The following is a 22911-nucleotide window of genomic DNA, read 5'->3' as shown; positions in this document are numbered from 1 at the left end:
CACAGCGCGCGGGCGGTGCGGGGGCGTTCGGGTGAGGCGGGGAAGGCGCTCGCCCTCCCCGCCCCCGCGGTCAGAGCTTGGGGACCGGGGACCACACCGCGCCCTTGGCGGTGCGGTTGTCGCCGGAGGAGCGACCGCCGAGCCTGCGGCCCAGCCACGGCAGGACGTGCTCGCGGTAGTAGCGCAGCTCGTGGAGCAGGCCGCGCGCGCGCTCGTCGGCGTCCGGGGCGACGATCTCGGCCTCGGTGTGGTGCCCGAGCGCGCTGAGGATCAGCGCGGCGGCCCTGCGGTGGCCCGCGGCGTTGAGGTGCAGTCGGTCGGGGGCCCAGTAGGCGGGGCGGCGGATCTCGGTGTCGTTGAAGATGTCGACCAGCACCAGGTTCGGCCGGTCGCGCAGCGGGGTGACGGCCCTGGTCAGCTCGCTGCCGCGGCGGTCGATGACGCGGCCGAGCGGCAGGCCCGCGCCGGGGTTCGGGCCGCTGATCAGGATCAGCCGGACGCCCTCCTCGGCGCAGCGGCGCACGACGCGCTCGATCAGCGCGAGGACCTTGGAGGTGTCCATGCCGGGGCGCATCATGTCGTTGCCGCCGCCGTTGAACGAGAGCAGCGTGGGCTTGAGCGCGAGGGCCGCCTCCAGCTGCTCGGTGGCGATGGGGGTGATCAACCTGCCCCGGACGGCGAGGTTGGCGTACTCGACCTCCTCGTCGGGCAGCGCCGTCGCCAGCCCCTGGGCGACCAGGTCGGCCCAGCCCCGGACGGTCCCGTCCGGCAGTTCGTCGCCGACTCCCTCGGTGAAGCTGTCGCCGATCGCCACGTACTTCATTAGCCGCTCCCGCTCCCGTTCTTGGACCTCGGGCATCGTGCCACGCGCCTGCGGTTAGCGGAGGCCGACCCTCCGGTCGGTCGGGCGGGAAGCGTTGGGGGGCGGGCGAAACGGGTGGTTCGTGGGGGTTTGGGGTGGGCCGGGTCGTCGGGTGACGACCCGGCCGGTCTCAGGCGCGGGCGCGCGTCAGGCGGCGTGAGCCGAACACCAGCGCGCAGGCGGTGAGGGCGGCGCTGACGAGCAGCGCGGCCCGAGCGCCCCCGGCCAGCGCGGCGCCGCCCAGCAGCGGGCCGACGACGGCGCCTGCGTTGAGCGCCGCGGTCGCCGCCGCGCCCGCCAGCCTCGGCGCTCCGGGCGCGACCCGCAGCACCTCGGCGACCAGCGTGGAGCCGACCGCGAACGACAGGGCGGCTTGGGCGAACAGCAGCGGCGCGACCGGGAACGCGGCCAGCAGCAGCCAGCCCGCGGGCAGCGCCACCAGTCCCGCGGCGAGCAGGCGCGCCGGGCGCCGGTCAGCCGCCCTTCCCGCCACCACGACACCGGCGAACGCGCCGCAGCCGAACACCGCCAGCGCCACCGGCACCCAGCCCGCGGCGCGGCCCGCCACGTCGGTGACCAGCGGGGCGAGGTAGGTGAAGGCGCAGAACGTGCCGCCGTTGACCAGCGCGGCCAGCAGCAGCGGCGACCGCAGCCCCGGCACGCGCAGCCCGCGCAGCTCGGCGGCCACCGCGCCGCCGGGGTCGCCGCCGCCCGCCGGGACCGAGCGCAGGACCGCGACCAGGGCGGGCGCGGTGAGCAGGGCGACGGCCCAGAACGCGGACCGCCAGCCCCACAGCTCGCCGAGCAGCGCGCCCGCGGGGACGCCCACCACGCAGGCGGTGGTGGTGCCCGCCAGCAGGGTCGCGGTGGCCCGCCCCTGCGCGCCGGGGCCCGCGAGCCGCGCGGCGGTCCCGAGCGCGACGGCCAGGAACCCGGCGGTGGCGAGCGCGGCGACCACCCTGGTGGTCAGCAGCACGGCGAAGCCGGGGGTGAGGGCGCCCAGCACGTGGGCCAGCAGGAACGCGGTGAGGAACCCGAGCAGCGCCCGGCGGGGCGGCCAGCGCAGGCTCAGCGCGGCGGCGAGCGGCGCGCCCAGCACCATCCCCAGGGCGAAGCCCGAGGTCAGGGCGCCCGCGGCGGCGAGCGGGACGCCGAGGTCGGCGGCCAGGGGGTGGACCAGGCCGGACAGCATGAACTCGGAGGTGGCCTGGGCGAAGACGGCCAGGGCCAGGGCGTGGACGGCAGGAGGCATGGGAGAGGGCTCCGCGACACCGGCCGGACGCGACGGGCGCCCGGCGAGGGAGCCCCCGGCCGGGACGGCGGGGGGCGCGGTGCGGTGCGCGGCGGCGCGCCCCGGTCAGGCGACGCGGTCAGACGACGCGGTCAGGCGACGCGGGGAGCGGACGGCCCGGCGCGGGTCACGCGACGGGCGCGGGGCGCCACCGGAGCACCGGTGGCCCGCCTCTCTCCGACTCCGGGCTGGACACGCGCCGGACGCTAGCGCGACCCGCCGACCGCGTCCACCCGATTCCCGGACGGCGGCGGCGCGCGGGGCGGCGCCGCCCGCTCGCCGCGCCGCCGGTCCTGCCCGGCCCGGCAGGCACCGCCCCTCTCCCCTGGGCGCGCACCGCCCCGCGCTCCTCAGCCCTCCCCCACCGCCCTGCGGACGTGCCCGGCGATGCGGGCGTAGACCGCGTCCACGACCTCGCGGGGCGCGCCGCCCCGGAAGTTGTAGCCGTGGTCGTACCCGCGCACCTCGTGGTGCTCGGCCAGCGCGCCCGCCGCGTCCAGGGCCCTCGCGTACGCCACGCCCTCGTCGCGCAGCCGGTCGTGCTCGCAGGTGATCACCACCGCCGGGGCGATGCCCTCGATCCCCACCCCGTTGTCGCCCCACGCGGGCGAGGCCAGCCGGTCGCGCCGCGCCGCCGGGTCGGGGATGTAGGCGGTGTCGAACACCTCGGCCATCCACGGGCGCAGCATCGACTTCGGCCCCGCCAGCCGCTTGTCCCTGCCGGGCGTGACCAGGTCGAGCGGCGCGTAGTGCAGGACCTGGAGCGCGACGGCCGGTCCGCCCCGCTCCAGCGCCAGCCGCGCCGCGCCCGCCGCGAGCGAGCCGCCCGCGCTCTGCCCGCCCACGCACAGCCGCGAGCCGTCCCAGTCGCGCTCGGGCTCGGCGGCCCAGGCGAGGACGTCGTAGGTCTGCTCGACCGGCACCGGGAAGCGGTGCTCGGGGGTGGTGGCGTAGTCGGCGTTGAGCACGACCACGCCGGTCTCGGCGGCCAGGTAGCGGCACCACGAGTCGTCCTGGCCGGGGTAGCCGATGGCGAAGCCGCCGCCGTGCAGGTTCAGGTACGCGCCCGAACCGGCCGGGGTCACGTCGGCGGGCGGGTGGTAGACCGCGCAGGGCACGCCCCCGTGCCGGGTGGGCACGACGACCCGGCCGACCCGGCCGCGCGCGCCCAGGTACGGGGTGGCGGGGTCGCCGCGCGGGGTCATGAACGACTTGAGCCTCCTGGCCACGGCATCGGCGACGGCGGGGCGGGACAGCAGGGACACACGACCTCCTCGGGGTTCGAAGGTCGATCCTGCACCCTGCGCCCGACGTGCGCGGAGAGTCATCGCGCGATTGCTCCCTGCGCGCGAAGTTTGCGTTTCAACCCCTGGACGACGCCTTATTAGGCTTGCCTAACTTGATCGTGCGCCCTAGGGTCGGAGATCACCGCAGCGCGCCGACCCCAGGAGCCGCAGATGGACACCGCGACCCCCTTCTCAGCCGAGCTGCGCGCCGCCACCCGCAAGGAGCACGAGCGCGCCGAGCGGACCGGGTACATGGAGGCGCTCCTGGGCGAGCGCCTCGACCTCGGGGCGTACACCAGGCTCGCCGAGCAGTACTACTTCATCTACGGGGCGCTGGAGGAGCGGGCCGACGCGCTCGCCGACGACCCGGTCGCCAGCCGGTTCACCGAGCCCGAGCTGCGCCGCGTCCCCGCGCTGGAGCAGGACCTGGCGCACCTGATCGGCCCGGACTGGCGGGAGCGGATCGCCCCGGTGCCCGCCACCGAGTCGTACGTGCGGCGCATCCGCGAGGCCGGGCGGTGGTCCGGCGGGTTCGTCGCCCACCACTACACCCGCTACCTCGGCGACGTCGCGGGCGGCCAGGTCATCCGGCGGCTGCTGGCCCAGCGGTACGGGCTGGTCGACGCGGGCGCCGCGTTCTACCGGTTCGACGTGGTCGGCGGGCTCCCCGGCTTCCGCAAGCGCTACCGCGACTCCCTGGACACCGCCGGGTGGGGCCAGGTCGAGCGGGAGCGGGTGATCGTGGAGACCTGCGTGGCGTTCGAGTGCAACGTGGCCGTGTTCAACGCGCTCGCCTCCGAGCTGGACCTGGGCAGCGCCGCCTGACCCCGTGCCCCCGCAGCGGGCGCCGGTCGCGAACACCAGCCGCGACCGGCGCCGTCCGCCCACCGCCGCACGCGCCGGGAAGCCTTGGCGCGTGCGGCGGTAAGCGCTTGCCCAGGCCCGGCTCAGCAGCCGTAGCCGCTCCCGTTGCCCGGCAGCAGGTCGTCCCTGGTCCAGCCCTGGACGCCGGTGCGCCGGTTGCGCAGGTACGTCCACGTGTAGCCGTCGTTGCCGAGCGTGAAGCAGTAGTAGTCCAGCTGGTCGGACGGCTGGATCGAGCCGGGCGCGGTGCAGGAGGTGCTGGACCCGGTGCGGATGCGCGCGCCGGAGTCGGCCCCGGTGACGGCGCTGATCGGGTCCCGGTTGGGCCGGGCGCCGCTGCCGCACGCGAAGTGCCGCGCGCCGACCTCGGCCCCGGTCTTCGGCGCGGCCTGCGCGGGCACGGCGAACAGCGCGGCGGGCATCGCGACGACGGCGGTCGCGACGGCCAGCTTGGTGATGCCCCTCATCTTCTCCCCCTCGGTGTGCTCTGACCCGGTGTGGTCCGGTCCGGTGCTGCGGACCCAAGGTGCCCGGTGGGGCGCTGCCGCCGCCACGGGATTGCGCCCAGGCGCAAGCACCGGGCCGCGCACCCCGGCGGAGCAGCGGGGGAGGCGCTCCCACGGCGGCGGTCTTCCCCCTGGGCGCAAGCACGTCCGGCGGCGCCGCTCCCGACGGGGTGAACTCCGCCGGAACCCGACACCCCGAGGCGGCGCTCCGGCCAGGATGTCCTCGCCGGCAGCAGAGGGGGGAACTGTGTTGCGCATCGTCTTCACGACCGACGACCTGGTGGGGACCGTCGTGGCGAGCGGGTCGGAGCCGCTGTGGGACGTGGTCCTGGCGTGCCGGAGGCTGCACGACCGGGACCGGCCCGCCGCGTTCCGGCGCTGGGCCGCCGAGACCCGCGCGCGGCTGCGGCCGGGGGACCGCGACCTGGCCGTGCTGCGCCTGCTCACGCCCGCGCCGGACCTGCTGACCCCGCCCGAGCAGGCGCACGGCCTCGCCGCCGGGCTGGACGCGGTGCGGGCCACGCCGCCGCGCAGGGCCAGGGCCGAGCTGGGCCGGTCGCGGCTGCCGGGGCTGGTGGCGCACGGCGGGGCGGACGCGCTGGGCGAGCTGGCGGAGTGCCTGCGCAGGCTGCACGCCAAGCTGGTCGAGCCGCACGCGGGCGTGGTGGCCGAGAGCGCCGCCGCCGACCGGGCGCGGCGGGCCCGCGACCTGGTGGACGGGGGCGTGCACGCGCTGCTGGCCGGGCTGGGCCCACACGTGCGGTGGCGGCCACCGGTGCTGGAGGTCGCGCACCGCGCCGACCGGGAGGTGCGGCTCGCCGGGCGGGGGCTGCGGCTGGTGCCGTCGTACTTCTGCCGCACCCCGGTGACGCTGGCCGACCCGGAGCTGCCACCGGTGCTGGTGCACCCCCTGGACGAGGGCGACCGGTGGAGCGGGGGCGCGGCGCCGGGGCTGGACGCGCTGCTCGGGCCGACCCGGTGCGCGGTGCTGGAGTGCGCGCGGGCCGGGGCGAGCACGACCGAGCTGGCGCGCCGGGTGGGCACGTCGGCGGCGTCGGCGAGCAGGCACGCGTCGGTGCTGCGGGAGGCGGGCCTGCTGCGCACGAGCAGGCGACGCGGGCAATCCCTGCACACCGCGACCGCGCTGGGCCGCTCGCTGCTGGCTGCGGCGGGCGAACGGGGGCGGTGAGGCGGGGCGGCGAAGGAGCGGAGTTGTTGGCGTGCCGGGGGTTCGTGTTCGCGCGGGTTCCCGGCGCCCTGCGCCACCCGTGCGCCGCCGAACCCCCGGTAAGCGTTTTCCTGCATATCCGCGAACGGTTCCGGTCACCTTCCGGCGCCATTCCAGGTGAGCGGCGGCGCGTGGTCGGTCGATCGGCCCTCACGCCCGCGCCTCGGGCGGCACTAGCGTGAGTCCGGCCCCGCTCGTGCCGATCCCGCACCGGAGGCCCCGCCATGACGGCTCACGACGAGACGGCCCACGACGAGACGGCCCAGCAGGAAGCGCCCCACGAGGTCCGCCGCGGGCACTCGCTCGCCGAACCCCTGCACGTGCTCGACCGCACCACCCCCACGCACGAGGAGCACCGGCTGCTCAAGGAGATCGGGCCGCTCGTCCCGGTCGACGCGGACGGCGTGCGGGCCTGGGTGGCCACCACCGAGGAGGCCGCCCGCGCCGTGCTGGACGTCCGGCCGCCGCTGTCCAAGCACCCCGACGAGTGGGCCGCCCTGCGGCGCGGCGAGGTGCCGCCGGACTGGACGCTGCTGCCGATGCTCACCGCGCACTCGATGATCACCCGCGACGGCGCCGAGCACCGCAGGCTGCGCGGGATCGCCGCCACCGGGTTCACCGCCAAGCGCGTCAAGGCGATGCGACCCCGCGTCACCGCGATCACCCGGCGGCTGCTGGACGAGCTGGACCCCGGTTCGCCCGTCGACCTGAAGGAGCGGTTCTGCCAGCCGCTGCCCGTGATCGTGGTGTTCGAGCTGTTCGGCATCACCGGCCGGGACGAGCTGGCGTGGTTCCACGAGCGCTACACCGCCCAGGTCGACGGGCGCTCCGGCGAGACGGCGCGGGTCGCGGCGTCGGCGCAGGTGCGGGAGGCGCTGGGCGAGCTGGTGCGGCGCAGGCGGGCCGACCCCGCCGAGGACCTGACCAGCGCACTGGTCGAGGCGGGCGCGGACGGCCGGTGCACCGACGAGGAGCTGGTCGGCACCCTGGACCTGCTCCTGCTGGCGGGCCACGAGACCACGGTGCACGCGCTGTGCAACACCGTGCACGCGCTGCTCACCCACCCGGTGCAGCTCGCGGCGGCGCTGGCGGGCGAGCACCCGTGGTCGCACGTGGCCGAGGTGGGGCTGCGCTGGAACGGCCCGGTGCGCGGGCTGCGGGCGCGCTACGCGGCGCGGGACGTGGTGGTGGCGGGCGCGCTGGTGCGGCGCGGCGAGCCGATCCTGGTGTCGCTGGCGGGCGCGAACCGGGACGGCGCGCCGTTCGACCTGTCGCCGCCGCAGGGCGCCGGGCACATCGGGTTCGGGGTGGGCGCGCACCTCTGCCTCGGCGCGGCGCTGGCCAGGCAGGAGCTGGAGATCGCGCTGGGCGAGCTGTTCGGCCGCTTCCCGAGGCTGCGGCTGGCGGTGCCGGAGGCCCGGCTGCGGCTGCTGGGGTCGACGGTGGTCAACGGGCTGGAGGAGCTGCCGGTGCTGCTGGAGCCGGGGGCCTGACACCGGGGTCGCGGTGCGCCGTCCGGGGCCGTCCGCTGCGCCGGACGGCGCACGCCGACGTGGCATAGCATGGCGCCCGTGGAGCACAGCCCCGGCGAGGTCGCGGCGTGAGCCTGCGCCGCTTCCCGCGCGGGGTCTACGACCACGGCGCCGAACCCGACCCCCGGTTCACCCTGGCCAACGAGCGCACGTTCCTGGCCTGGATCAGGACCTCGCTGGCGCTGGTGGCGGGCGGGGTGGCGCTGGAGGCGCTGCACGTGCCGATCCACTCCGGGCTGCGGCTGGCCGCGTCCCTGGCGCTGCTGGTGCTGGGCCTGGTCGTGCCGCCGCTGGCCTGGCGGGGGTGGGCCGCCGCCGAGCGGGCGATGCGGCGCGGCGAGCCGCTGCCCTCGTCCGGGGTGCTGCTGCCGCTGGTGGTCGGGGTGGCGGCGGTGGCGCTGCTGCTGGTGCTGGGCACGGTCCTGCGGTGACCCGCCGTGGTTGAGCGCGCCCGGTTCGACCCCGGCCTGCAACCCGAGCGGACCCTGCTGGCGTGGCGGCGCACCGTGCTCGCGGTGGCCGCGACGGCGCTGGTGTCGCTGCGGGTGCTGCCTCCGGTGCTGGGCGCGTGGTCGCTGGCCGTGGGGCCGGTGTTCCTGGTGGTGTGCGCGGCGCTGTGGGCGCTGGCGGAACGGCGCTCGGCCCGCGCCTACCGGGCGCTGCTGGCGCACGAGCGCCCCGAGCTGCCGGGCGCGGGCCCGCTGCTCGGCCTCACCGCGCTGGTGGTGGCCGTCGCGCTGGTGGCCCTGGTGTGGGCGCTGCCCGCGCACTCCTGAGCCCCCGCAGGCCATCCCGAACCCGCGCGGCCCCCGGCGGACGCCCGACCGCACCCCGGCGCGCCGTGGCGTCGTGGGAGAGCGGCGCGCGGGAGGGCTCGGGCGTGGATGCCCTCGTCGACGCCCAGGTGGTCCTGGCCGCCCAGGCGGGCGACCCCGACGCGGTGCGCGACCACGTGCGCGGGCGCCGCCCGGCGCTGCCGCTGGACGCGCTGCCCCAGACCGCCGCGCCCGGTCAGGCCCTCGCCGAGCGCACGGCGAACCGGATGGGCCAGGTCACCGAGTCGTGCGAGGTGCTCGACGCCACCCGCTGGCTCGCGCCCGCCGACCGGGAGTTGTTCTCTCCGTGGTGGCAGGAGGTCAACGGGCTGCTCTCGCGCGCCGAGGTCGCGGGCGCGCTGCGGCTGAGCGTGCCGCACACGGCGGCGACCGGTGGTTCAAGCGCGCCACCAGGCACGTGCGCGGCTGCGCGCGCTGCCTGGACGTGGGCGCGCCGCGCTTCCCCGCCGTGACCGGTCCGTCCACACCGGACACTCCCACCGGCGCACCGCCCTCCGGTTCCACCGCGCCGCCGACGACCGCCACGCCGATCAGCTTCTTCGTGTCCCCCAGGGAGGGCGACGGCGCGACGGGCACCGAGCGGGACCCGTTCGCCACGCTCGGCCGGGCCGCCGCCGTGGTCCAGCCAGGTCAGACCATCTACCTCGAGGACGGCGTCCACCGCCCCACCGAGGCCGTGAGCTGACCGCCTCCGGCACGCCCGACAAGCCGATCACCCTGACCGCCCCGCCAGGCGACCACGTGATCCTGGACGCGAGCCAGGCCGGCGCGCGGCCGGTGCTGACCGTGCGCGGCTGCCGCGCCTGCGACAACGTGGACGACGGCACCAGCCTCGGCGCCTTCGCCGGGCGGGTCACCCTCGACTCGAACTGGGCCTGCGGCAACGGGATCAGCCGCTGGGGCTTCTCGCGCGCGCTCGGCTCCGGGCACGGCTTCGACCTCGGCACGGGCGGCCCGCACGCGGTGCTGCGCAGCGCGGCGTGGAAGAACAACGGCGACGGGTACACCAGCACCGGCCGGGCCGGGCACGAACTGTCGGGCAGCAGCGCGCTCCGCAACGCGGGCGACGGCTTCGCCCTGCGCGACGCCCCCGCCCGGCTGCGCGACAACCTGGCGCTGGGCAACCGGGAGCAGGCCGTGCTCGGTGACGGCGCAGTCGCGCGGGGCAACACCGGGAACGAGCCGGGCTGGGTCGGTGACGTGCTGCGGGAGGTCGACCCGGCAGGCGCCGAGGGGGAGCGCCGCGCGGACGGGTCGCTGCCCGCCACGTCGTTCCTGGTCAACACCGAGGACCCGAGGGTGGGCGCGCCGATGGCCGGGGCCGGTTAGGACACTCGCGCGCACGCCCTGTTGACTTGCCCCCGTGCCCGCACCACCCCGCAAGCGCTCCGCCGAGGCGACCAGGGCGGCGATCCTGGACGCCGCGCGCGCCCGCTTCGGCGAGGGCGGGTTCGACCGGGTGCGGGTGCGCGACGTCGCGGCCGACGCGGGCGTGGACGCGGCGCTGGTGGTGCGGTACTTCGGCGGCAAGGAGGCGCTGTTCGCCGAGGCCGCCGCGTTCGACCTGCGCCTGCCCGACCTGCGCGGACTGCCTCGGGACGGGGTGGCGACGGTGCTGCTGGACCGGTTCCTCGCGGTGTGGGAGCACGACGCCGGGTTCCTGTCGCTGCTGCGCGCGGCGGCGAGCAGCCCGGCCGCCGCCGAGGCGATGCTGGGGGTGTTCACCGGCCAGGTGGCGCCCGCGCTGGCCGCGATCGCGGTGGACCGGCCCGCCGAGCGGGCGGCGCTGGTCGGCTCCCAGGTGCTGGGGCTGGCGTTCACGCGGTACGTGCTGCGGGTGCCGCCGCTGGCGGCCATGGGGCGGGAGGAGCTGGGGGCGTGGATCGGACCGGTGCTGGAGCGGTACCTGCTGGACCCGAGCCCGCTCGGCTGACGTCGCGGCAGCGCCTGCTGGCCCCCTGGCAGGGCCGCGCGCGGTCGCTGGCGTTCGACGCGCTGCTGGCGGTCTTCCTGACCACGATCTCGGCCGTGGAGCTGGCGGGCGCCCACGGCCCGCTCGGCGCGGTGGCCGGGGCGCTGCTCACCGCGCCCGCCGTGCTGCTGCGCCGCCGCTGGCCGCTGGCGGCGCTGGCGGTCGGCCTGGCGCTGCTGGCGCTCGACACGAGCACGTACCTGGTGTTCGTCGCCCTGCACAGCACGGCGGCCCGCCTCGGCACGTCCTGGCGCACCTGGGCGGGCGCCGCGGCGGTGTACGCGCTGTTCCTGCCCAGGCTGAACTACGAGGGGGCGCACTGGCTGATCGTGGTGCCGCTCAACACGATCCCGGTGCTGATCCCCGTGCTCACCGGCATGTGGGTGCACCAGCGCACGCGCGTGGTGGGCCTGCTCAGCGAGCGCGCCGAGACCGCCGAGCGCGAGCGCGACCTGCTGGCCGAGCGCGCCGTCGCCGCCGAGCGCAGGCGCATCGCCCGCGAGATGCACGACGTGGTCGCGCACCGGGTCAGCGTGATCGCCCTGCAGTCCGGCGCGCTGACCGTGGTCGGTGACGGCCAGGTCGCCGAGGCCGCCGAGGTGATCCGCAAGTCCAGCACCGCCGCGCTGTCGGAGCTGCGCGACGTGCTGCGGGTGCTGCGCGAGGACGACGCCGAGGACAGCGCCCCCGGCCTGGACGGCATCCCCGCGCTGATCGCCGACGCCCCCGGCGACGTGCGGCTGGAGCAGCGGGACGGGACCCTGCCCGCGGTGGGCGCGGCGGCGGAGCGCGCGGCCTACCGGGTGGTGCAGGAGGCGCTGACCAACGCGGGCAAGCACGCGCCCGGCGCGCCCGTGCGGGTGGCGCTGGCGGTCGAGGGGCCGGGCGACCTGGTCGTGACCGTGGTCAACGGCGAGCCGAGCAGCCCGCCCACCACGGTCCCCGGCTCGGGCTACGGGCTGCTGGGGATGCGCGAGCGCGTCACCCAGGCGGGCGGCCACCTGACCACGGGCCCGGTCGAGCGCGGTTTCGCGGTGCGCGCGCGGTTCCCCGCGGCGCCGACCGAGGACTGACCTCCCGCCCTCACCCGTCCTGCCCCAGGTACCGCACCACCGCCACCACCCGCCTGCTCACCCCGCCCACCCCGGTGAGCCCGAGCTTGTCGAACACCCCGTTCACGTGCTTCTCCACCGCGCTCACCGACACGTGCACCCGCTCCGCGATGCGCGCGTTGGTCAGCCCCTCGGCCATCAGCGCGAGCACCTGCGCCTCGCGCGGCGTGAGCCCCGCCAGCGGGTCGCCGCGCCCCCCGCGCGCCAGCAGCCGCCGCACCACCTCCGGGTCGAACACCGTCCCCCCGGCCGCGACCCGCTCCACCGCGTCCAGGAACTCCCCGACCCGCACCACCCGGTCCTTGAGCAGGTACCCGACCTTCCCACCGCCCCCGGTGAGCAGCTCGGTCGCGTACCGCCGCTCCACGTGCTGCGACAGCACCAGCACCGCGACCTCAGGGTGCCCCTCCCTGATCCGCAGCGCCGCGCGCAGCCCGTCGTCCCCGCCGCCGGGCGGCATCCGCACGTCCGTCACCACCACGTCGGGCAGGTGCCGCGCGACCTGGGCCAGCAGCTCGGTCGCGCTGCCCACGGCCGCGACGACCTCGTGCCCCTCCTCCGCCAGCAACCGCACCAGGCCCTCCCGCAGCAGCGTCGAGTCCTCGGCCAGGATCACCCGCACGGCAGCACCGCCCGCACCACGGTCGGCCCGCCCACCGGGCTGTCCACCCCGAACACCCCGTCGGCCGCCAGCACCCGCCGCGCCAACCCCGACAGCCCCGGCCCCGCCGGATCGGCGCCACCCGCCCCGTCGTCGGACACGCTCAGCTCGACCCGCCCGTCCCGCCCCGCCACGACGACCTCCACGCGCGTGGCCCCCGCGTGCTTGACCGCGTTGGTGACCGCCTCGGACGCCACGAAGTACAGCGCCACCTCCACGGCGGCGGGCAGCCTGCCGGGGTCGACCCGCAGCGCCACCGGCGTGGTCGAGCGCTCGGCCAGCGCCTCCAGCGCGGCGGGCAGCCCCCCGGCGTCCAGCGCGCTCGGGTAGACCCGCAGCGCCACCTGCCGCAGCTCCGCGATGGTCTCCTGCGACACCACCAGCGCCTGCTCCAGCAGGTCGCGGGCCCGGTCTCCCCCACCCGCCCGGTGCGCCCGCCCGACCAGCACCCCCAGCGCCACGACCCGCTGCTGCACCCCGTCGTGCAAGTCCCGCTCGATGCGCCGCCGCTCGTCGTTGACGGCGTCGACCACGTCGGCGCGGGTGGTGGTCAGCTCGGCGACCCTGCGGCGCAGCAGCGCCCGGTCGCCCGCCCCCAGCGCCTCGGCGGCCAGCCAGCGGTCGAGCGTGCCGACGCCGAACACGCCCGCGGCGGTGACGAAGGTCAGCATGGCCCCGGTCGGGGCGGACACCAGCAGCAGCGCCGGTCCCACCCGCTCGCGGGAGTCCTCGACCAGCGCCCAGTCGCCGTCCAGCAGGAACGCCGACAGCATCGACGCCCCCACGACCAGGCACACCAGGAGCAGCGCGAGCACGCCGAGCCCGAGCAGCCCGACCGGCCAGCGCAGCAGCAGGTAGCGCCTGCACCGGGCGGGCGCGGGGCGCGGGACGTGGACGGGGCCGTGCCAGCGGGTGATCAGCCGGACCTGGGTGGCGGCCAGCGCGAGGGCGAGGCGGTCGCGCCCGACCGGCCACAACAGCAGCGGCGGGGTGGCCAGCGCGAGCAGCCCGCCGAGGAGGACCCCGACGACGGCCCGCCCCCAGCTCCCGGCCACCGCACCCGCGCTCAGCTCGTCGGTGTGGATCACGCGGCCACGGTAGCGGCGGGTCGAGCCGGGCGATCTGAGGTTTGCCGCACCACCGGCGTGGGGCCTGCCCCAGCACGGCCGGGCGGGTCGCCGCATTCCCGGCGCACCGGGCCGCTCCTAGCGTCGAGCTGTCCGCGAACCCCTTCCGCAGTGAGGAAAACGCATGATCGACGCAACGCCGCCCACCCCCGAACCGCTCGGTGGCCTGGCGGGCTGGGCGGTGGACCTGATGGACGCGCTGGGCGGTCCCGGCGCGGCGCTGGTCGTGGGCGCGGACAACCTGTTCCCGCCGATCCCCAGCGAGCTGGTCCTGCCGCTGGCCGGGTTCTCCGCGAGCCGGGGCGCGTTCGGCCTCGCCGAGGCGCTGCTGTGGACGACCCTGGGCTCGGTGGCGGGCGCGGTGGTCGTCTACCTGCTGGGCGCGCTGCTGGGCCGCGACCGGACCAGGGCGGTGATCGCGCGGGTGCCGCTGCTGGAGGTGGCCGACTTCGACCGCGCGGAGCGCTGGTTCGCCGAGCACGGGGCGAAGGCGGTGTTCCTGGGCCGGATGGTGCCGCTGTTCCGCAGCGTCATCTCCCTGCCCGCCGGGGTGGGGCGCATGTCCCCCGTGAAGTTCCTGCTCCTGACCACCGCCGGGAGCCTGGTCTGGAACTCGGTGTTCGTCGTGGCGGGTTACCTGCTGGGGGCGAACTGGCACGTGGTCGACGACTACGCGGCCGCCTTCCAGACGGTGGTGCTCGCGGCCGTGGCGATCGCCGTGGCACTTTTCGTCGTCGTCCGGGTGCGGTCCCGCCGCCGTCTTCCGGAGGACTCCTTTTAGTCAACACTGAAGGAATTATTCCGAATAATTCCAAGGAGGGCCCGAGCGGCCGGGGACGCCCGATCCCGCCACACCAGCGCCAGCAGCGCGCGGGTGTCCGGGATCGGCACGGGGGTCAGGTCCGGGTACGCCGAGGCCATCGACGCCCCCAGCACCGCGACCCCCAACCCCCGAGCCGCGAGCGCGGCCACGGCGTCCGGCGCGCTCGCCTCCAGCACCACCTCCGGCCGCTCCCCCGACGCCGCGCACCGCGCGTCCAGCGCCGCCCGCAGCCCGGTCCCCTGCGGCATGGCCACCAGCGGGTGCGCGAACGGGTCCGCGCCCGCCGCGACCGGGTGCCCCTCGGGGACCAGCGCGACGAGCGAGTCGTCCACCACCACCAGGGCTTCCAGCCCCTCCGGCACCTGCGCGACCCCGACCAGCGCCAGGTCCAGCGCGCCCCGCCGCACCTCGTCCACCAGCTCCTGCGACACCCCCTCCACCAGCCGCAACCGCACGCCGGGGTGGGCGCGGTGGAACGCGGCGAGCGCGTCGAACAGCGGCGTGAGCGCGCAACCCGCGACCATGCCCACCACGAGCGAGCCGCGCACCACCCCGGCCACCTCCCCCACCGCCTGCCCGAGCGCGGCGGCCGAGGCGAGCGCGGCGCGGGCGTGCTCCAGCGCGACCTCACCCGCGGCGGTCAGCGCCACGACGCGGCTGGTGCGGTCGAACAGCTCCGCCCCGAGCTCGCGCTCCAGCTGCCGGACCTGCGCGCTCACCCCGGACTGCGACACGTGCACGCGCGCGGCGGCGCGGGTGAAGCTGCGCTCCTCGGCGACGGCGACCAGGTACTCCAGCTGACGCAGATCCATGAGCCGGAATGCTAGTTCCCAGCAGATCCAGCTGTTGGACTTCTGATTCCACCCGGCGCAGGCTGGTCGACGTGGTTGACCGAGAGAAAGCACTGACCCCCGAGGACCTGACCAGGCTGTTCGTCGAGCGCTCCAACGCGGGCGACGCGGCGGGCGTGGCCGAGCTGTACGAGCCGGACGCGGTCATGGCCTACCCGCCCGGCGAGGTGACGGCGGGCCGGGCCGCGATCGAGGCCCTGTGGGCGTCGGTACTGGCCCACCGCCCGCGCTTCACCCCCGAACCCCCGCTGCCGACCCTGCTCAGCGGCGACCTGGCGCTGACCTCCACACCCCCGTCGGACGGCGCGGGCGCGCGGGCGCAGGTGGCCCGCAGGCAGCCGGACGGGACCTGGCTGCGCGTGCTGGATCAGCCGGAGTTCCGGCGCCCCTGACGCCTTCGGGGTGTCGGAGGAGCACTCCCCCGACGCCCCGGAAAGGGGTGTCCCGCACCACTTCCCCGTTGCTAGCCTCCGCTTCTCCCCCGAGCACGGAGGCCGGACTTGCCCCACCGCTTAGCGATCACCAACACGACCCTGCTGACCGTGGACGAGCGGCTCGGCGACCTGGTCGGCGCGGACCTGGTCGTGGAGGACGGCGTCATCACCGCCGTGGGCGCGGGCGTCGCCCCGGCCGACGCGGACGAGGTCGTGGACGGGACCGGCCGGATCGTGATCCCCGGTTTCGTGGACTCGCACCGGCACATGTGGCTGGCGGTGCTGCGCGGCCGGGGCGCGGACCAGACGCTGCCCGAGTACTTCGCCGACGTCCTCGGCCACTGCGGGTCCCGGCTCACCGAGGAGGACGTCCACGTCGGCACCGCCCTCAGCGCGCTGACCGCGCTCGACGCGGGCATCACGACGGTGCAGGACGTGGCCAACATCAACGACCGCCCCGGCCGCACCGAGGCCGCGGTCGCCGCGCTGCGCGAGTCCGGGCTGCGGGCGGTGTTCGCGTTCGGCCACAGCGCGATGGGCGAGGACCGCCCGGACCACGGCGGTCTGTCCGAGGCGGGGGTCCGGGGGCTGGCCGAGCTGCTGCCGGACCGGGGCGCGCGGGTGCGCATGGGGCTGTGCGCGGACGCGGTCACCCCGGAGGCGGCGCGGTGGAACTGGGCGCTGGCCAGGGAGCTGGACGTGCCGGTCGTGCTGCACTGCCTGGGCGGTCGGGGTGGCTTGGAGCCGAGCGACCTGCGGGACCTGGGCGTGTTCGGGCCGAGGGCGGTGTTCGTCCACGGCACGGGGCTGGACGCGGCGGAGCTGGCGGTGCTCGCCGAGAGCGGCGCGGCGCTGTCCGTGGCGCCCGCCGTGGAGATGCTGATGGGCCACGGGACCCCGCCGCTGGCCGCCGCGCTGGAGGCGGGGCTGCGGCCGACGCTGAGCACGGACGTGGAGTCCACCGGCCCCGGCGACATGTTCAGCCAGATGCGGTCGGGCCTCCAGGCGGCCAGGCACACGGCCCTGCACGGCCCCGGCGCGCCGGGCCGGGACGGGCCGCGGCCCCGGCTGATGACCTCGCGGCAGGCGCTGGAGGCCGCGACGATCAACGGCGCGCGGGCGCTGGGCATGGCCGACGAGATCGGCTCGCTGACGCCGGGCAAGCAGGCCGACCTGGTCGTGCTGCGCGCCGACCGGCCGGGCCTCGCGCCGGTGCACGACCCGGTGGGCGCGGTGGTGCAGAGCATGGAGCGGGGCGACGTGGAGGCGGTGCTGGTCGCGGGCAGGGCGGTCAAGCGCGACGGCCGCCTGCTGCGCGACACCGCCGACCTGCTGGCGCGGGCCGACCGCGTGCGGGACCGGTTGTCCCGCTAGGAGCTCGGCGAGCCGACCCGCAGCCGGTTGCCGTCGGGGTCGCGCAGCTCGACCTCGCGGCCCCACGGCGCCTGCTCCACCGGCACGCCGAACTCACCCGCGACCGCGTCCACGTCGCGCACCCGCAGGTACACCAGCGTGTCCGGCCGGGCGTCGCCGGTGTGCTCGGACAGGAACAGCCGCACCTCGCCCCTGGCCACCTCCACGAACGCGGGCAGCCCCGGCTCGAAGCGGTGCACCGACCGCTGCTCGAAGCCGAGCCTGGCGTACCAGTCGACGGCGGTGGGGGCGTGCTCGACGCGGAGGATGGGGATGGCCTGTTCGTCCACCCGCCCATCCTGGCGGCTAACCCCACACCCCCGCAGCCCCGGCGCGCGCTTCGAGCGCGTCCCACGCCCGCCCGTCCCCCGGCCGGTGGACCCGCGGCGCCGCGGACGCCGCCACCAGCTCGCGCACCGCCCACCGGTCCGGCAGGTCCGCGCCCAGCGCCCGAGCCTGCACCAGCACGTTCCCCAGCGCCGTCGCCTCTACCGGCCCGGCCACCACCGGAACCCCGCACGCGTCGGCGGTCAGCGCGCACAGCAGCTCGTTGCGCGCCCCTCCCCCGACCACGTGCAGCACCTCCACCGCCGTCCCGGTCACCCGCTCCAGCCCGCGCAGCGCCCGCCGGTAGGCCAGCGCCAGGCTCTCCAGCACGCACCGCACCACCTCGCCGCGCGTCCCCGGCTCGCGCTGCCCGCTCGCCCGGCAGGCCGCGGCGATCCGCGCGGGCATGTCGCCGGGCGGCAGGAACTCGGGCGCGTCGACGTCCACCACCGGTCCGAACGCGGGCGCGTGCGCCGCCGACGCCAGCGCGCCCGCCAGGTCCCCGCTCCCCCACGCCCGCAGCGCCTCGGTGAGCACCCACAGCCCCATCACGTTGCGCAGCAACCGGGTCGTGCCGTCGACCCCGGCCTCGTTCCCGAACCCGCCCAGCCGCGCCGCCTCGGTCAGCAGGGGTCGTTCCAGCTCGACCCCGATGAGCGACCAGGTCCCCGAGGACAGGTAGGCGAACGGCCGGTCCGGGCGCGCGGGCACGCCCAGCACGGCGGACGCGGTGTCGTGCGAGCCGACCGCGACGACGGGCGCGCCCAGCGCGGTCCCGAGCACCTCGCCCGGTGAGCGCAGCGGCGGCAGCAACCGGCCGGGGACCCCGACCCGCTCGGCCACCCCGAGCGCCCACTCGCCCGCCCGCGCGTCGTACAGGCCGGTGGTGGAGGCGTTGGTGCGCTCGGCCCCGACCGCGCCGGTGAGGTGGTGCACCAGCAGGTCGGGGATCAGCAGCAGCGTCGCCGCCCGGTCGAGGTCGGTCTCGGCGGCGAGCTGGTAGACGGTGGTGAACGGCAGCGCCTGCACCCCGCCGACCGCGTACAGCTCCGCCTCCGGCACCAGGGCGTGCACCCTGGCGGGCATCCCGGCGGTGCGCCCGTCCCGGTGGTGCGCGGGCGGGCGCAGCAGCGCGCCGTCCGCGTCGAGCAGCCCGTAGTCCACCGCCCACGAGTCGATCCCGATCCCGTCCAGGCGGCCGGCGGCGCGCAGCCCGGCCACCGACTCGGCGAACAGCGCGCCGGTGTCCCAGCGCAGCACGCCGCCGCCGTCCACCGGCCCGTTGGGGAACCGCCGCACCTGCGTGAGCCCCACCCGGCCGCCGCCGACCTCGCCGACCACGACCCGCCCGCTGGTGGCCCCGAGGTCCACCGCCGCCACCCGCACCGCGCGCCCCCTCTACCTCAGGAACGCCGCGGCGACACCGGCGTCGACCGGCACGTGCAGCCCCGTGGTCAGCGACAGCTCCCCGCCGGTCAGCGCGAACACCGCCGCCGCCACGTGCTCGGGCAGCACCTCGCGCTTGAGCAGCGTGCGCTGCGCGTAGAACGCGCCCAGCTCCTCCTCAGGCACCCCGTACACGGCGGCCCGCTGCGCGCCCCAGCCGCCCGCGAAGATGCCGCTGCCGCGCACCACCCCGTCAGGGTTGACGCCGTTGACGCGGATGCCGTGCCCGCCCAGCTCGGCGGCCAGCAAGCGGACCTGGTGCGCCTGGTCTGCCTTGGCCGCGCCGTAGGCGACGTTGTTGGGCCCGGCGAAGACCGAGTTCTTCGAGGCGATGTAGACGATGTCGCCGCCGACGCCCTGGTCGATCATGGTGCGGGCGGCGGCCTTGGCGACCAGGAACGAGCCGCGCGCCATGACCCGGTGCTGGAGGTCCCAGTCCTGCTCGGTGGTGTCCAGCAACGACTTCGAGATGGACAGCCCGGCGTTGTTGACCACCAGGTCGAGCCCGCCGAACGCCAGTGCCGCCGCCGCGACCGCCGCGTCCACCTGCCCGGCGTCGGTGACGTCGGCGACCACGGGCACGGCCCGGTCGGGCCCGCCGACGCCCTCGGCGACGGCCTTCGCGGACGCGCCGTCCAGGTCGGCCACGACGACGCAGGCCCCTTCCGCCGCAAGCCTCTCCGCCACCGCCTTGCCGATCCCGGAGCCCGCGCCGGTGACCAGCGCGACCCGTCCGGCGAGCGGCTTGGGCTTGGGGAGCCTGCGGAGCTTGGCCTCCTCCAGCTCCCAGTACTCGATGCGGAACTTCTCCGACTCGGGGATCGGCGCGTACCGCGAGACCGACTCGGCCCCGCGCATGACGTTGACCGCGTTGACGTAGAACTCGCCCGCGACGCGCGCGGTCTGCTTGTCCTTGCCGAAGGAGAACATGCCCACACCGGGCACCAGCACGATCGCCGGGTCCGCGCCGCGCATCGGCGGCGAGTCGGGCAGCGCGTGCCGCTCGTAGTAGGCGCGGTAGTCCTCGCGGTAGGCGGCGTGCAGCTCGCGCAGCCGCGCGATCGTCTCGTCCAGGGGCGCGGACGGCGGCAGGTCCAGCACCATGGGGCGGATCTTGGTGCGCAGGAAGTGGTCCGGGCACGAGGTGCCCAGCGCGGCCAGGTCGGCGAGCTTCTCGCGGGCGCAGAAGTCCAGCACGGCGTGGCAGTCGGTGTAGTGGCCGACCTGGCGCGCGTCGGTGGAGGCCAGGCCCCTGACGACCGGGGCGAGCGCGGCGGCGCGCGCGTGCCGCTCGTCCTCGGGCAGTGCCTGGAATCCGGGCACGGGGGCGCCGAACGGCTCACGGGAACCCTTGCGCGCCAGGAACTCCTCGGCGGTGCGGATGATCTCCAGCGAGCGCGCGGCGCACTCCTGGGAGGTCGCGCCCCACGCGGTGATGCCGTGCCCGCCGAGGACCACGCCGATGGCGTCCGGGTTGGCGCGCTCGACCTCGGCGATGTCCAGCCCCAGCTGGAAGCCGGGCCTGCGCCAGTCGACCCAGGCGACCCGGTCGCCGAAGCACTCGCGGGTCAGCTCGGGGCCGTCGGCGGCGGTGGCCAGGGCGATGCCGGAGTCCGGGTGCAGGTGGTCCACGTGCGCGGCGCCGACCAGCCCGTGCATGGCCGTGTCGATCGACGGCGCGGCCCCGCCCCTGCCGTGCAGGCAGTGGTCGAGCGCGGCGACCATCTCGTCCTCGCGCCCCTCGCCGGGGTAGACGTCGACCAGCGCGCGCACCCGGTCCAGCCGCAGCACCGCCAACCCCGACTCGGTGAGCGTGCCCAGGTCGCCGCCCGATCCCTTGACCCACAGCAGTTCCACGTCCCGGCCGGTGACCGGGTCGGGTCCGGAGCCCTTGGCGGAGGTGTTGCCGCCCGCGTAGTTGGTGTTGCGCGGATCGCTCCCGAGCGCGTTGCTGCGGGCGATCAGCTCCTCGGGCACGGACATGCTCACGCTCCCCATCCGGCCTGCCGCCCGTCGGCGCGCGCGGCCTCGATCTCCTGCTGGTAGCCGCTGCGCTTGTAGGCCGCGACGGGGTCGGGGTCGAGCCCGGCGTCCGCGCGCACCTGCGCCAGCAGCGGGCGCACGTCGGTGTTGTAGGCGTCCATGAGCACCGCGTTGGCCTCCAGCACGTCCCCCGCGGTCTGCGCGGCGGCCAGCGCGTCCCGGTCCACCAGCAGCGCCTTGGCCGTGGCCTCCTGGACGTTCATCACCGACCGGATCACCGCCGGGACCTTGGCCTCGATGTTGTGGCACTGGTCGAGCATGAAGTTGATGCCGCGCGCCGGGTCCAGGGCGTCGGCGCGCACGATCTCGTTCATGATCCGGAACAGCTGGAACGGGTCCGCCGCGCCCACCATGAGGTCGTCGTCGGCGTAGAAGCGCGAGTTGAAGTCGAACGCGCCGAGCCTGCCCTGCCGCAGCAGGAAGGCGACGATGAACTCGATGTTCGTGCCCGGCGCGTGGTGGCCGGTGTCGATGCACACCGCCGCCTTCGGCCCCAGCTCCGCGCAGTGCGCGTACGAGGTGCCCCAGTCCGGCACGTCGGTGGCGTAGAACGCGGGCTCGAACAGCTTGTACTCCAGCAGGATGCGCTGATCCCCGCCCAACCGGTCGTACGTCTCGCGCAGCGCGGCGGCGAGCCGGTCCTGGCGGTCGCGCAGGTCGTCCTGGCCGGGGTAGTTGATCCCGTCCGAGAACCACAGCTTCAGATCCCGCGACCCGGTGGCGTCCATGACGTCCACGGCGTGCAGGAGGTGGTCGGTGGCCTTGCGCCGCACCCGCGGGTCCGGGTTGGTGACCGAGCCGAGCTTGTAGTCGTCGTCCTGGAAGACGTTGGTGTTGATCGCCCCCAGCCGCACGCCCCGGTCGGCGGCGTACCGGGCGAGCGCGCCGTAGTCGTCCACCCGGTCCCACGGGATGTGCAGCGCGACGGACGGGGCGACGCCGGTGAACCGGTGCACCGCGGCGGCGTCGTCGACCTTCTCCTCGACGGTGCGCGGCACACCGGCCTGGGCGAAGACCTTGAAGCGGGTGCCGGAGTTGCCGAACGCCCACGACGGGGTCTCGATCGCTTGCCGGGACAGGGCTTGCTTGACTGCGCTGGTCGGCTCGGGCACGGGTGGCACCGCCGTTTCCTGCTCGGGGGACGGCCCCGGCGCCGCTCGCGTCCGCCGGGACCGCTCCGGTGGTCAGAAGTCGAACTGGTCGATGTTGGCGGCGTCGAACACCGTGGGCGGGCCGAGGACGACCTCGCCGTCCGCGCCGATCGTGTAGTCGCCGAGCCTGCCCGCCGTGAACTCCTCGCCCTGCGCGCCGGTGATGCGGCCGGAGGCGAGGGCGACGCCCGCGTGGGCGGCGAGGTAGCCGATGTCGGCCGGGTTCCACAGCGCGAACCGCTCCACGGTCCCGTTCTTGACGTGCTCGCGCATCTGGTTCGGGGTGCCAAGGCCGGTCACGGCGACCTCGCCCTTGTAGCTGGAGGAGCCGACGTAGCGCGCGGCGGCGGCGATGCCGACCGTGGTGGGGGCGACGATCACCTCCAGGTCCGGGTGCGCCTGGAGCAGCCCCTGCGCCTCCTGGAAGGACTTCTGGTCGTCGTCGTTGCCGTAGACCGTCTTGACCAGCGTGAGCCCGGAGTTCTGCGGCTTGGCCAGCTCGCTCTCGACGACCGCGATCCAGGCGTTCTGGTTGGTGGCGTTGGGGGTCGCGGACAGGATCGCGATCTCCCCGGCCCCGCCCGCGAGCTGCGAGGCCAGCTCCACGAGCTTCTCGCCGACGCCCTGCGCGGTGGCCTGGTTGACGAACACGTCGCGGCAGTCCCTCGCGGCGTCGGAGTCGAACGAGACGACCTTGATGCCCGCCTCGCGCGCCTGCTTGAGCGAGGGGCACACCGCGTTCTGGTCGTTGGCGGCGATGCCGATGACGTCCTGCTGCTGCTGGATCAGCGTGTTGATGTAGCTGACCTGGGAGGAGGCGCTGGCGTCGTTGGGGCCGACGAGCTTGAACTCGCCCTTGAGCTCCTCGACGCCCTCCTTGCCGCCCTCGCCCTCGATGTCGCTGTACGGGTTGTTGAGCTGCTTGGGCAGGAACGCCATCCGCACGCCCTCGCGCAGCGGCGCGTCCGGGTTCGCGCTGGCGGTCGGCCCGCCGTCCGCCGTCCCGGAGTCGTTGTCGCCCTTGGTGGTGCCGCCGCAGGCGGTGAGCCCGACCAGCAGCGCGGCCACCAGGGCGGCGGTGCGGACGCGGGCGGTGGGGGTTGGGGACATCGGTGTCGCCTTCTCTCGCCGTCGGGTCGTCACGGG

25 protein-coding genes are annotated in these 22911 nt (G+C 76.2%); 13 read left to right on the top strand and 12 right to left on the bottom strand.

The window, feature by feature from the left end:
• Window positions 1–70: 70 nt before the first annotated feature.
• From CNX65_RS15570 to CNX65_RS15560, 3 genes are all read right to left on the bottom strand, one after another.
• Entirely contained in the window at window positions 71–823 is a 753-nt protein-coding gene (locus CNX65_RS15570; RefSeq protein WP_232519851.1) for an SGNH/GDSL hydrolase family protein, read from the bottom strand.
• Between the two features lie 169 nt (window positions 824–992).
• Window positions 993–2114 (bottom strand): Cmx/CmrA family chloramphenicol efflux MFS transporter, encoded by a 1122-nt coding sequence (locus CNX65_RS15565; RefSeq protein WP_096493782.1) that lies wholly within the window; start codon window positions 2112–2114, stop codon window positions 993–995.
• A gap of 389 nt (window positions 2115–2503) precedes the next feature.
• Window positions 2504–3418 (bottom strand): alpha/beta hydrolase fold domain-containing protein, encoded by a 915-nt coding sequence (locus CNX65_RS15560; RefSeq protein WP_096493780.1) that lies wholly within the window; start codon window positions 3416–3418, stop codon window positions 2504–2506.
• A gap of 192 nt (window positions 3419–3610) precedes the next feature.
• Between CNX65_RS15560 and CNX65_RS15555 the strand changes: the two genes are divergently transcribed.
• On the top strand, window positions 3611–4264 hold the full coding sequence (locus tag CNX65_RS15555) for a biliverdin-producing heme oxygenase (protein WP_096493778.1): 654 nt from the start codon (window positions 3611–3613) through the stop codon (window positions 4262–4264).
• 122 nt (window positions 4265–4386) lie between these two features.
• On the opposite strand, the gene CNX65_RS15550 is transcribed toward CNX65_RS15555, so the two are convergent.
• Complete coding sequence (locus tag CNX65_RS15550; RefSeq protein WP_096493776.1) at window positions 4387–4770, bottom strand: hypothetical protein; 384 nt, start codon at window positions 4768–4770, stop codon at window positions 4387–4389.
• Window positions 4771–5056: 286 nt separating this feature from the next.
• Here CNX65_RS15550 and CNX65_RS15545 point away from each other — a divergent pair, with 286 nt between their 5' ends.
• The 9 genes from CNX65_RS15545 (at window position 5057) to CNX65_RS15505 (ending at window position 11450) form a co-directional block, all read left to right on the top strand.
• Window positions 5057–5998, top strand: coding sequence for a helix-turn-helix domain-containing protein (locus CNX65_RS15545; RefSeq protein ID WP_096493774.1), 942 nt, complete (start codon window positions 5057–5059; stop codon window positions 5996–5998).
• A gap of 263 nt (window positions 5999–6261) precedes the next feature.
• A complete protein-coding gene (locus CNX65_RS15540; RefSeq protein WP_096493772.1) occupies window positions 6262–7530 on the top strand; it encodes a cytochrome P450 family protein in 1269 nt (422 codons plus the stop codon).
• Window positions 7531–7637: 107 nt separating this feature from the next.
• Window positions 7638–8000 (top strand): YidH family protein, encoded by a 363-nt coding sequence (locus CNX65_RS15535; protein ID WP_096493770.1) that lies wholly within the window; start codon window positions 7638–7640, stop codon window positions 7998–8000.
• Window positions 8001–8006: 6 nt separating this feature from the next.
• Window positions 8007–8345 carry a DUF202 domain-containing protein gene (locus CNX65_RS15530; RefSeq protein WP_096493768.1) on the top strand — a complete coding sequence of 113 codons (339 nt, stop codon included), beginning with the start codon at window positions 8007–8009 and terminating at the stop codon, window positions 8343–8345.
• Window positions 8346–8410: 65 nt separating this feature from the next.
• A complete protein-coding gene (locus CNX65_RS15525; RefSeq protein WP_096493766.1) occupies window positions 8411–8857 on the top strand; it encodes a hypothetical protein in 447 nt (148 codons plus the stop codon).
• An 89-nt stretch (window positions 8858–8946) separates the two neighbouring features.
• On the top strand, window positions 8947–9090 hold the full coding sequence (locus tag CNX65_RS35390; protein ID WP_157767671.1) for a hypothetical protein: 144 nt from the start codon (window positions 8947–8949) through the stop codon (window positions 9088–9090).
• 56 nt (window positions 9091–9146) lie between these two features.
• On the top strand, window positions 9147–9734 hold the full coding sequence (locus CNX65_RS15515) for a hypothetical protein (RefSeq protein WP_096493762.1): 588 nt from the start codon (window positions 9147–9149) through the stop codon (window positions 9732–9734).
• Between the two features lie 34 nt (window positions 9735–9768).
• A complete protein-coding gene (locus CNX65_RS15510) occupies window positions 9769–10338 on the top strand; it encodes a TetR/AcrR family transcriptional regulator (RefSeq protein WP_096493760.1) in 570 nt (189 codons plus the stop codon).
• Window positions 10284–11450, top strand: a complete 1167-nt coding sequence (locus CNX65_RS15505; protein WP_096493758.1) for a sensor histidine kinase — start codon at window positions 10284–10286, stop codon at window positions 11448–11450. Before CNX65_RS15510 ends, CNX65_RS15505 begins: the two co-directional genes overlap by 55 nt.
• Before the next feature lie 10 nt (window positions 11451–11460).
• Here CNX65_RS15505 and CNX65_RS15500 read toward each other — a convergent pair whose 3' ends face one another.
• On the bottom strand, window positions 11461–12111 hold the full coding sequence (locus CNX65_RS15500) for a response regulator transcription factor (protein ID WP_096493756.1): 651 nt from the start codon (window positions 12109–12111) through the stop codon (window positions 11461–11463).
• Window positions 12102–13238, bottom strand: coding sequence for a sensor histidine kinase (locus CNX65_RS15495; RefSeq protein ID WP_232519850.1), 1137 nt, complete (start codon window positions 13236–13238; stop codon window positions 12102–12104). Before CNX65_RS15495 ends, CNX65_RS15500 begins: the two co-directional genes overlap by 10 nt.
• Before the next feature lie 163 nt (window positions 13239–13401).
• On the opposite strand from CNX65_RS15495, the gene CNX65_RS15490 reads away from it, so the two are divergent.
• Window positions 13402–14058 carry a DedA family protein gene (locus CNX65_RS15490; protein WP_096493752.1) on the top strand — a complete coding sequence of 219 codons (657 nt, stop codon included), beginning with the start codon at window positions 13402–13404 and terminating at the stop codon, window positions 14056–14058.
• On the opposite strand, the gene CNX65_RS15485 is transcribed toward CNX65_RS15490, so the two are convergent.
• Window positions 14055–14912, bottom strand: coding sequence for a LysR family transcriptional regulator (locus tag CNX65_RS15485; RefSeq protein WP_096493750.1), 858 nt, complete (start codon window positions 14910–14912; stop codon window positions 14055–14057). The genes CNX65_RS15490 and CNX65_RS15485 overlap by 4 nt on opposite strands.
• A gap of 71 nt (window positions 14913–14983) precedes the next feature.
• Between CNX65_RS15485 and CNX65_RS15480 the strand changes: the two genes are divergently transcribed.
• Window positions 14984–15343 (top strand): YybH family protein, encoded by a 360-nt coding sequence (locus tag CNX65_RS15480; protein WP_096493748.1) that lies wholly within the window; start codon window positions 14984–14986, stop codon window positions 15341–15343.
• A gap of 108 nt (window positions 15344–15451) precedes the next feature.
• Window positions 15452–16759, top strand: a complete 1308-nt coding sequence (locus CNX65_RS15475) for an amidohydrolase family protein (protein ID WP_096493746.1) — start codon at window positions 15452–15454, stop codon at window positions 16757–16759.
• Here CNX65_RS15475 and CNX65_RS15470 read toward each other — a convergent pair.
• The 5 genes from CNX65_RS15470 to rhaS all read right to left on the bottom strand — a co-directional run bounded on the left by CNX65_RS15470 (window position 16756) and on the right by rhaS (window position 22875).
• The gene (locus tag CNX65_RS15470) at window positions 16756–17088 is read right to left on the bottom strand and encodes a glyoxalase superfamily protein (protein WP_096493744.1); all 333 of its coding nucleotides are present in this window, start codon (window positions 17086–17088) and stop codon (window positions 16756–16758) included. The genes CNX65_RS15475 and CNX65_RS15470 overlap by 4 nt on opposite strands.
• A 16-nt stretch (window positions 17089–17104) precedes the next feature.
• Window positions 17105–18511, bottom strand: a complete 1407-nt coding sequence (locus CNX65_RS15465; protein ID WP_096493742.1) for a rhamnulokinase — start codon at window positions 18509–18511, stop codon at window positions 17105–17107.
• Between the two features lie 12 nt (window positions 18512–18523).
• On the bottom strand, window positions 18524–20554 hold the full coding sequence (locus tag CNX65_RS15460; protein ID WP_096493740.1) for a bifunctional aldolase/short-chain dehydrogenase: 2031 nt from the start codon (window positions 20552–20554) through the stop codon (window positions 18524–18526).
• A 2-nt stretch (window positions 20555–20556) separates the two neighbouring features.
• Complete coding sequence (gene rhaI / locus CNX65_RS15455) at window positions 20557–21735, bottom strand: L-rhamnose isomerase (RefSeq protein WP_096493738.1); 1179 nt, start codon at window positions 21733–21735, stop codon at window positions 20557–20559.
• A gap of 63 nt (window positions 21736–21798) precedes the next feature.
• The gene (gene rhaS, locus CNX65_RS15450) at window positions 21799–22875 is read right to left on the bottom strand and encodes a rhamnose ABC transporter substrate-binding protein (RefSeq protein WP_096493736.1); all 1077 of its coding nucleotides are present in this window, start codon (window positions 22873–22875) and stop codon (window positions 21799–21801) included.
• Between the last annotated feature and the right edge of the window lie 36 nt (window positions 22876–22911).

The sequence above is a fragment of the Actinosynnema pretiosum genome (assembly GCF_002354875.1).
Lineage (GTDB): Bacteria > Actinomycetota > Actinomycetes > Mycobacteriales > Pseudonocardiaceae > Actinosynnema > Actinosynnema auranticum.
The sequence above is the reverse complement of the archived record's forward strand: the minus strand, read 5'-3'. Positions and strand labels throughout refer to the sequence as shown.

What these genes read in the sequence shown, in the direction of transcription:
- CNX65_RS15570 (WP_232519851.1), bottom strand. Translation starts at nt 823, where the DNA reads ATGAAGTACGTGGCGATCGGCGACAGCTTCACCGAGGGAGTCGGCGAC.
- CNX65_RS15565 (WP_096493782.1), bottom strand. Translation starts at nt 2,114, where the DNA reads ATGCCTCCTGCCGTCCACGCCCTGGCCCTGGCCGTCTTCGCCCAGGCC.
- CNX65_RS15555 (WP_096493778.1), top strand. Translation starts at nt 3,611, where the DNA reads ATGGACACCGCGACCCCCTTCTCAGCCGAGCTGCGCGCCGCCACCCGC.
- CNX65_RS15550 (WP_096493776.1), bottom strand. Translation starts at nt 4,770, where the DNA reads ATGAGGGGCATCACCAAGCTGGCCGTCGCGACCGCCGTCGTCGCGATG.
- CNX65_RS15540 (WP_096493772.1), top strand. Translation starts at nt 6,262, where the DNA reads ATGACGGCTCACGACGAGACGGCCCACGACGAGACGGCCCAGCAGGAA.
- CNX65_RS15490 (WP_096493752.1), top strand. Translation starts at nt 13,402, where the DNA reads ATGATCGACGCAACGCCGCCCACCCCCGAACCGCTCGGTGGCCTGGCG.
- CNX65_RS15485 (WP_096493750.1), bottom strand. Translation starts at nt 14,912, where the DNA reads ATGGATCTGCGTCAGCTGGAGTACCTGGTCGCCGTCGCCGAGGAGCGC.
- CNX65_RS15460 (WP_096493740.1), bottom strand. Translation starts at nt 20,554, where the DNA reads ATGTCCGTGCCCGAGGAGCTGATCGCCCGCAGCAACGCGCTCGGGAGC.
- rhaS (WP_096493736.1), bottom strand. Translation starts at nt 22,875, where the DNA reads ATGTCCCCAACCCCCACCGCCCGCGTCCGCACCGCCGCCCTGGTGGCC.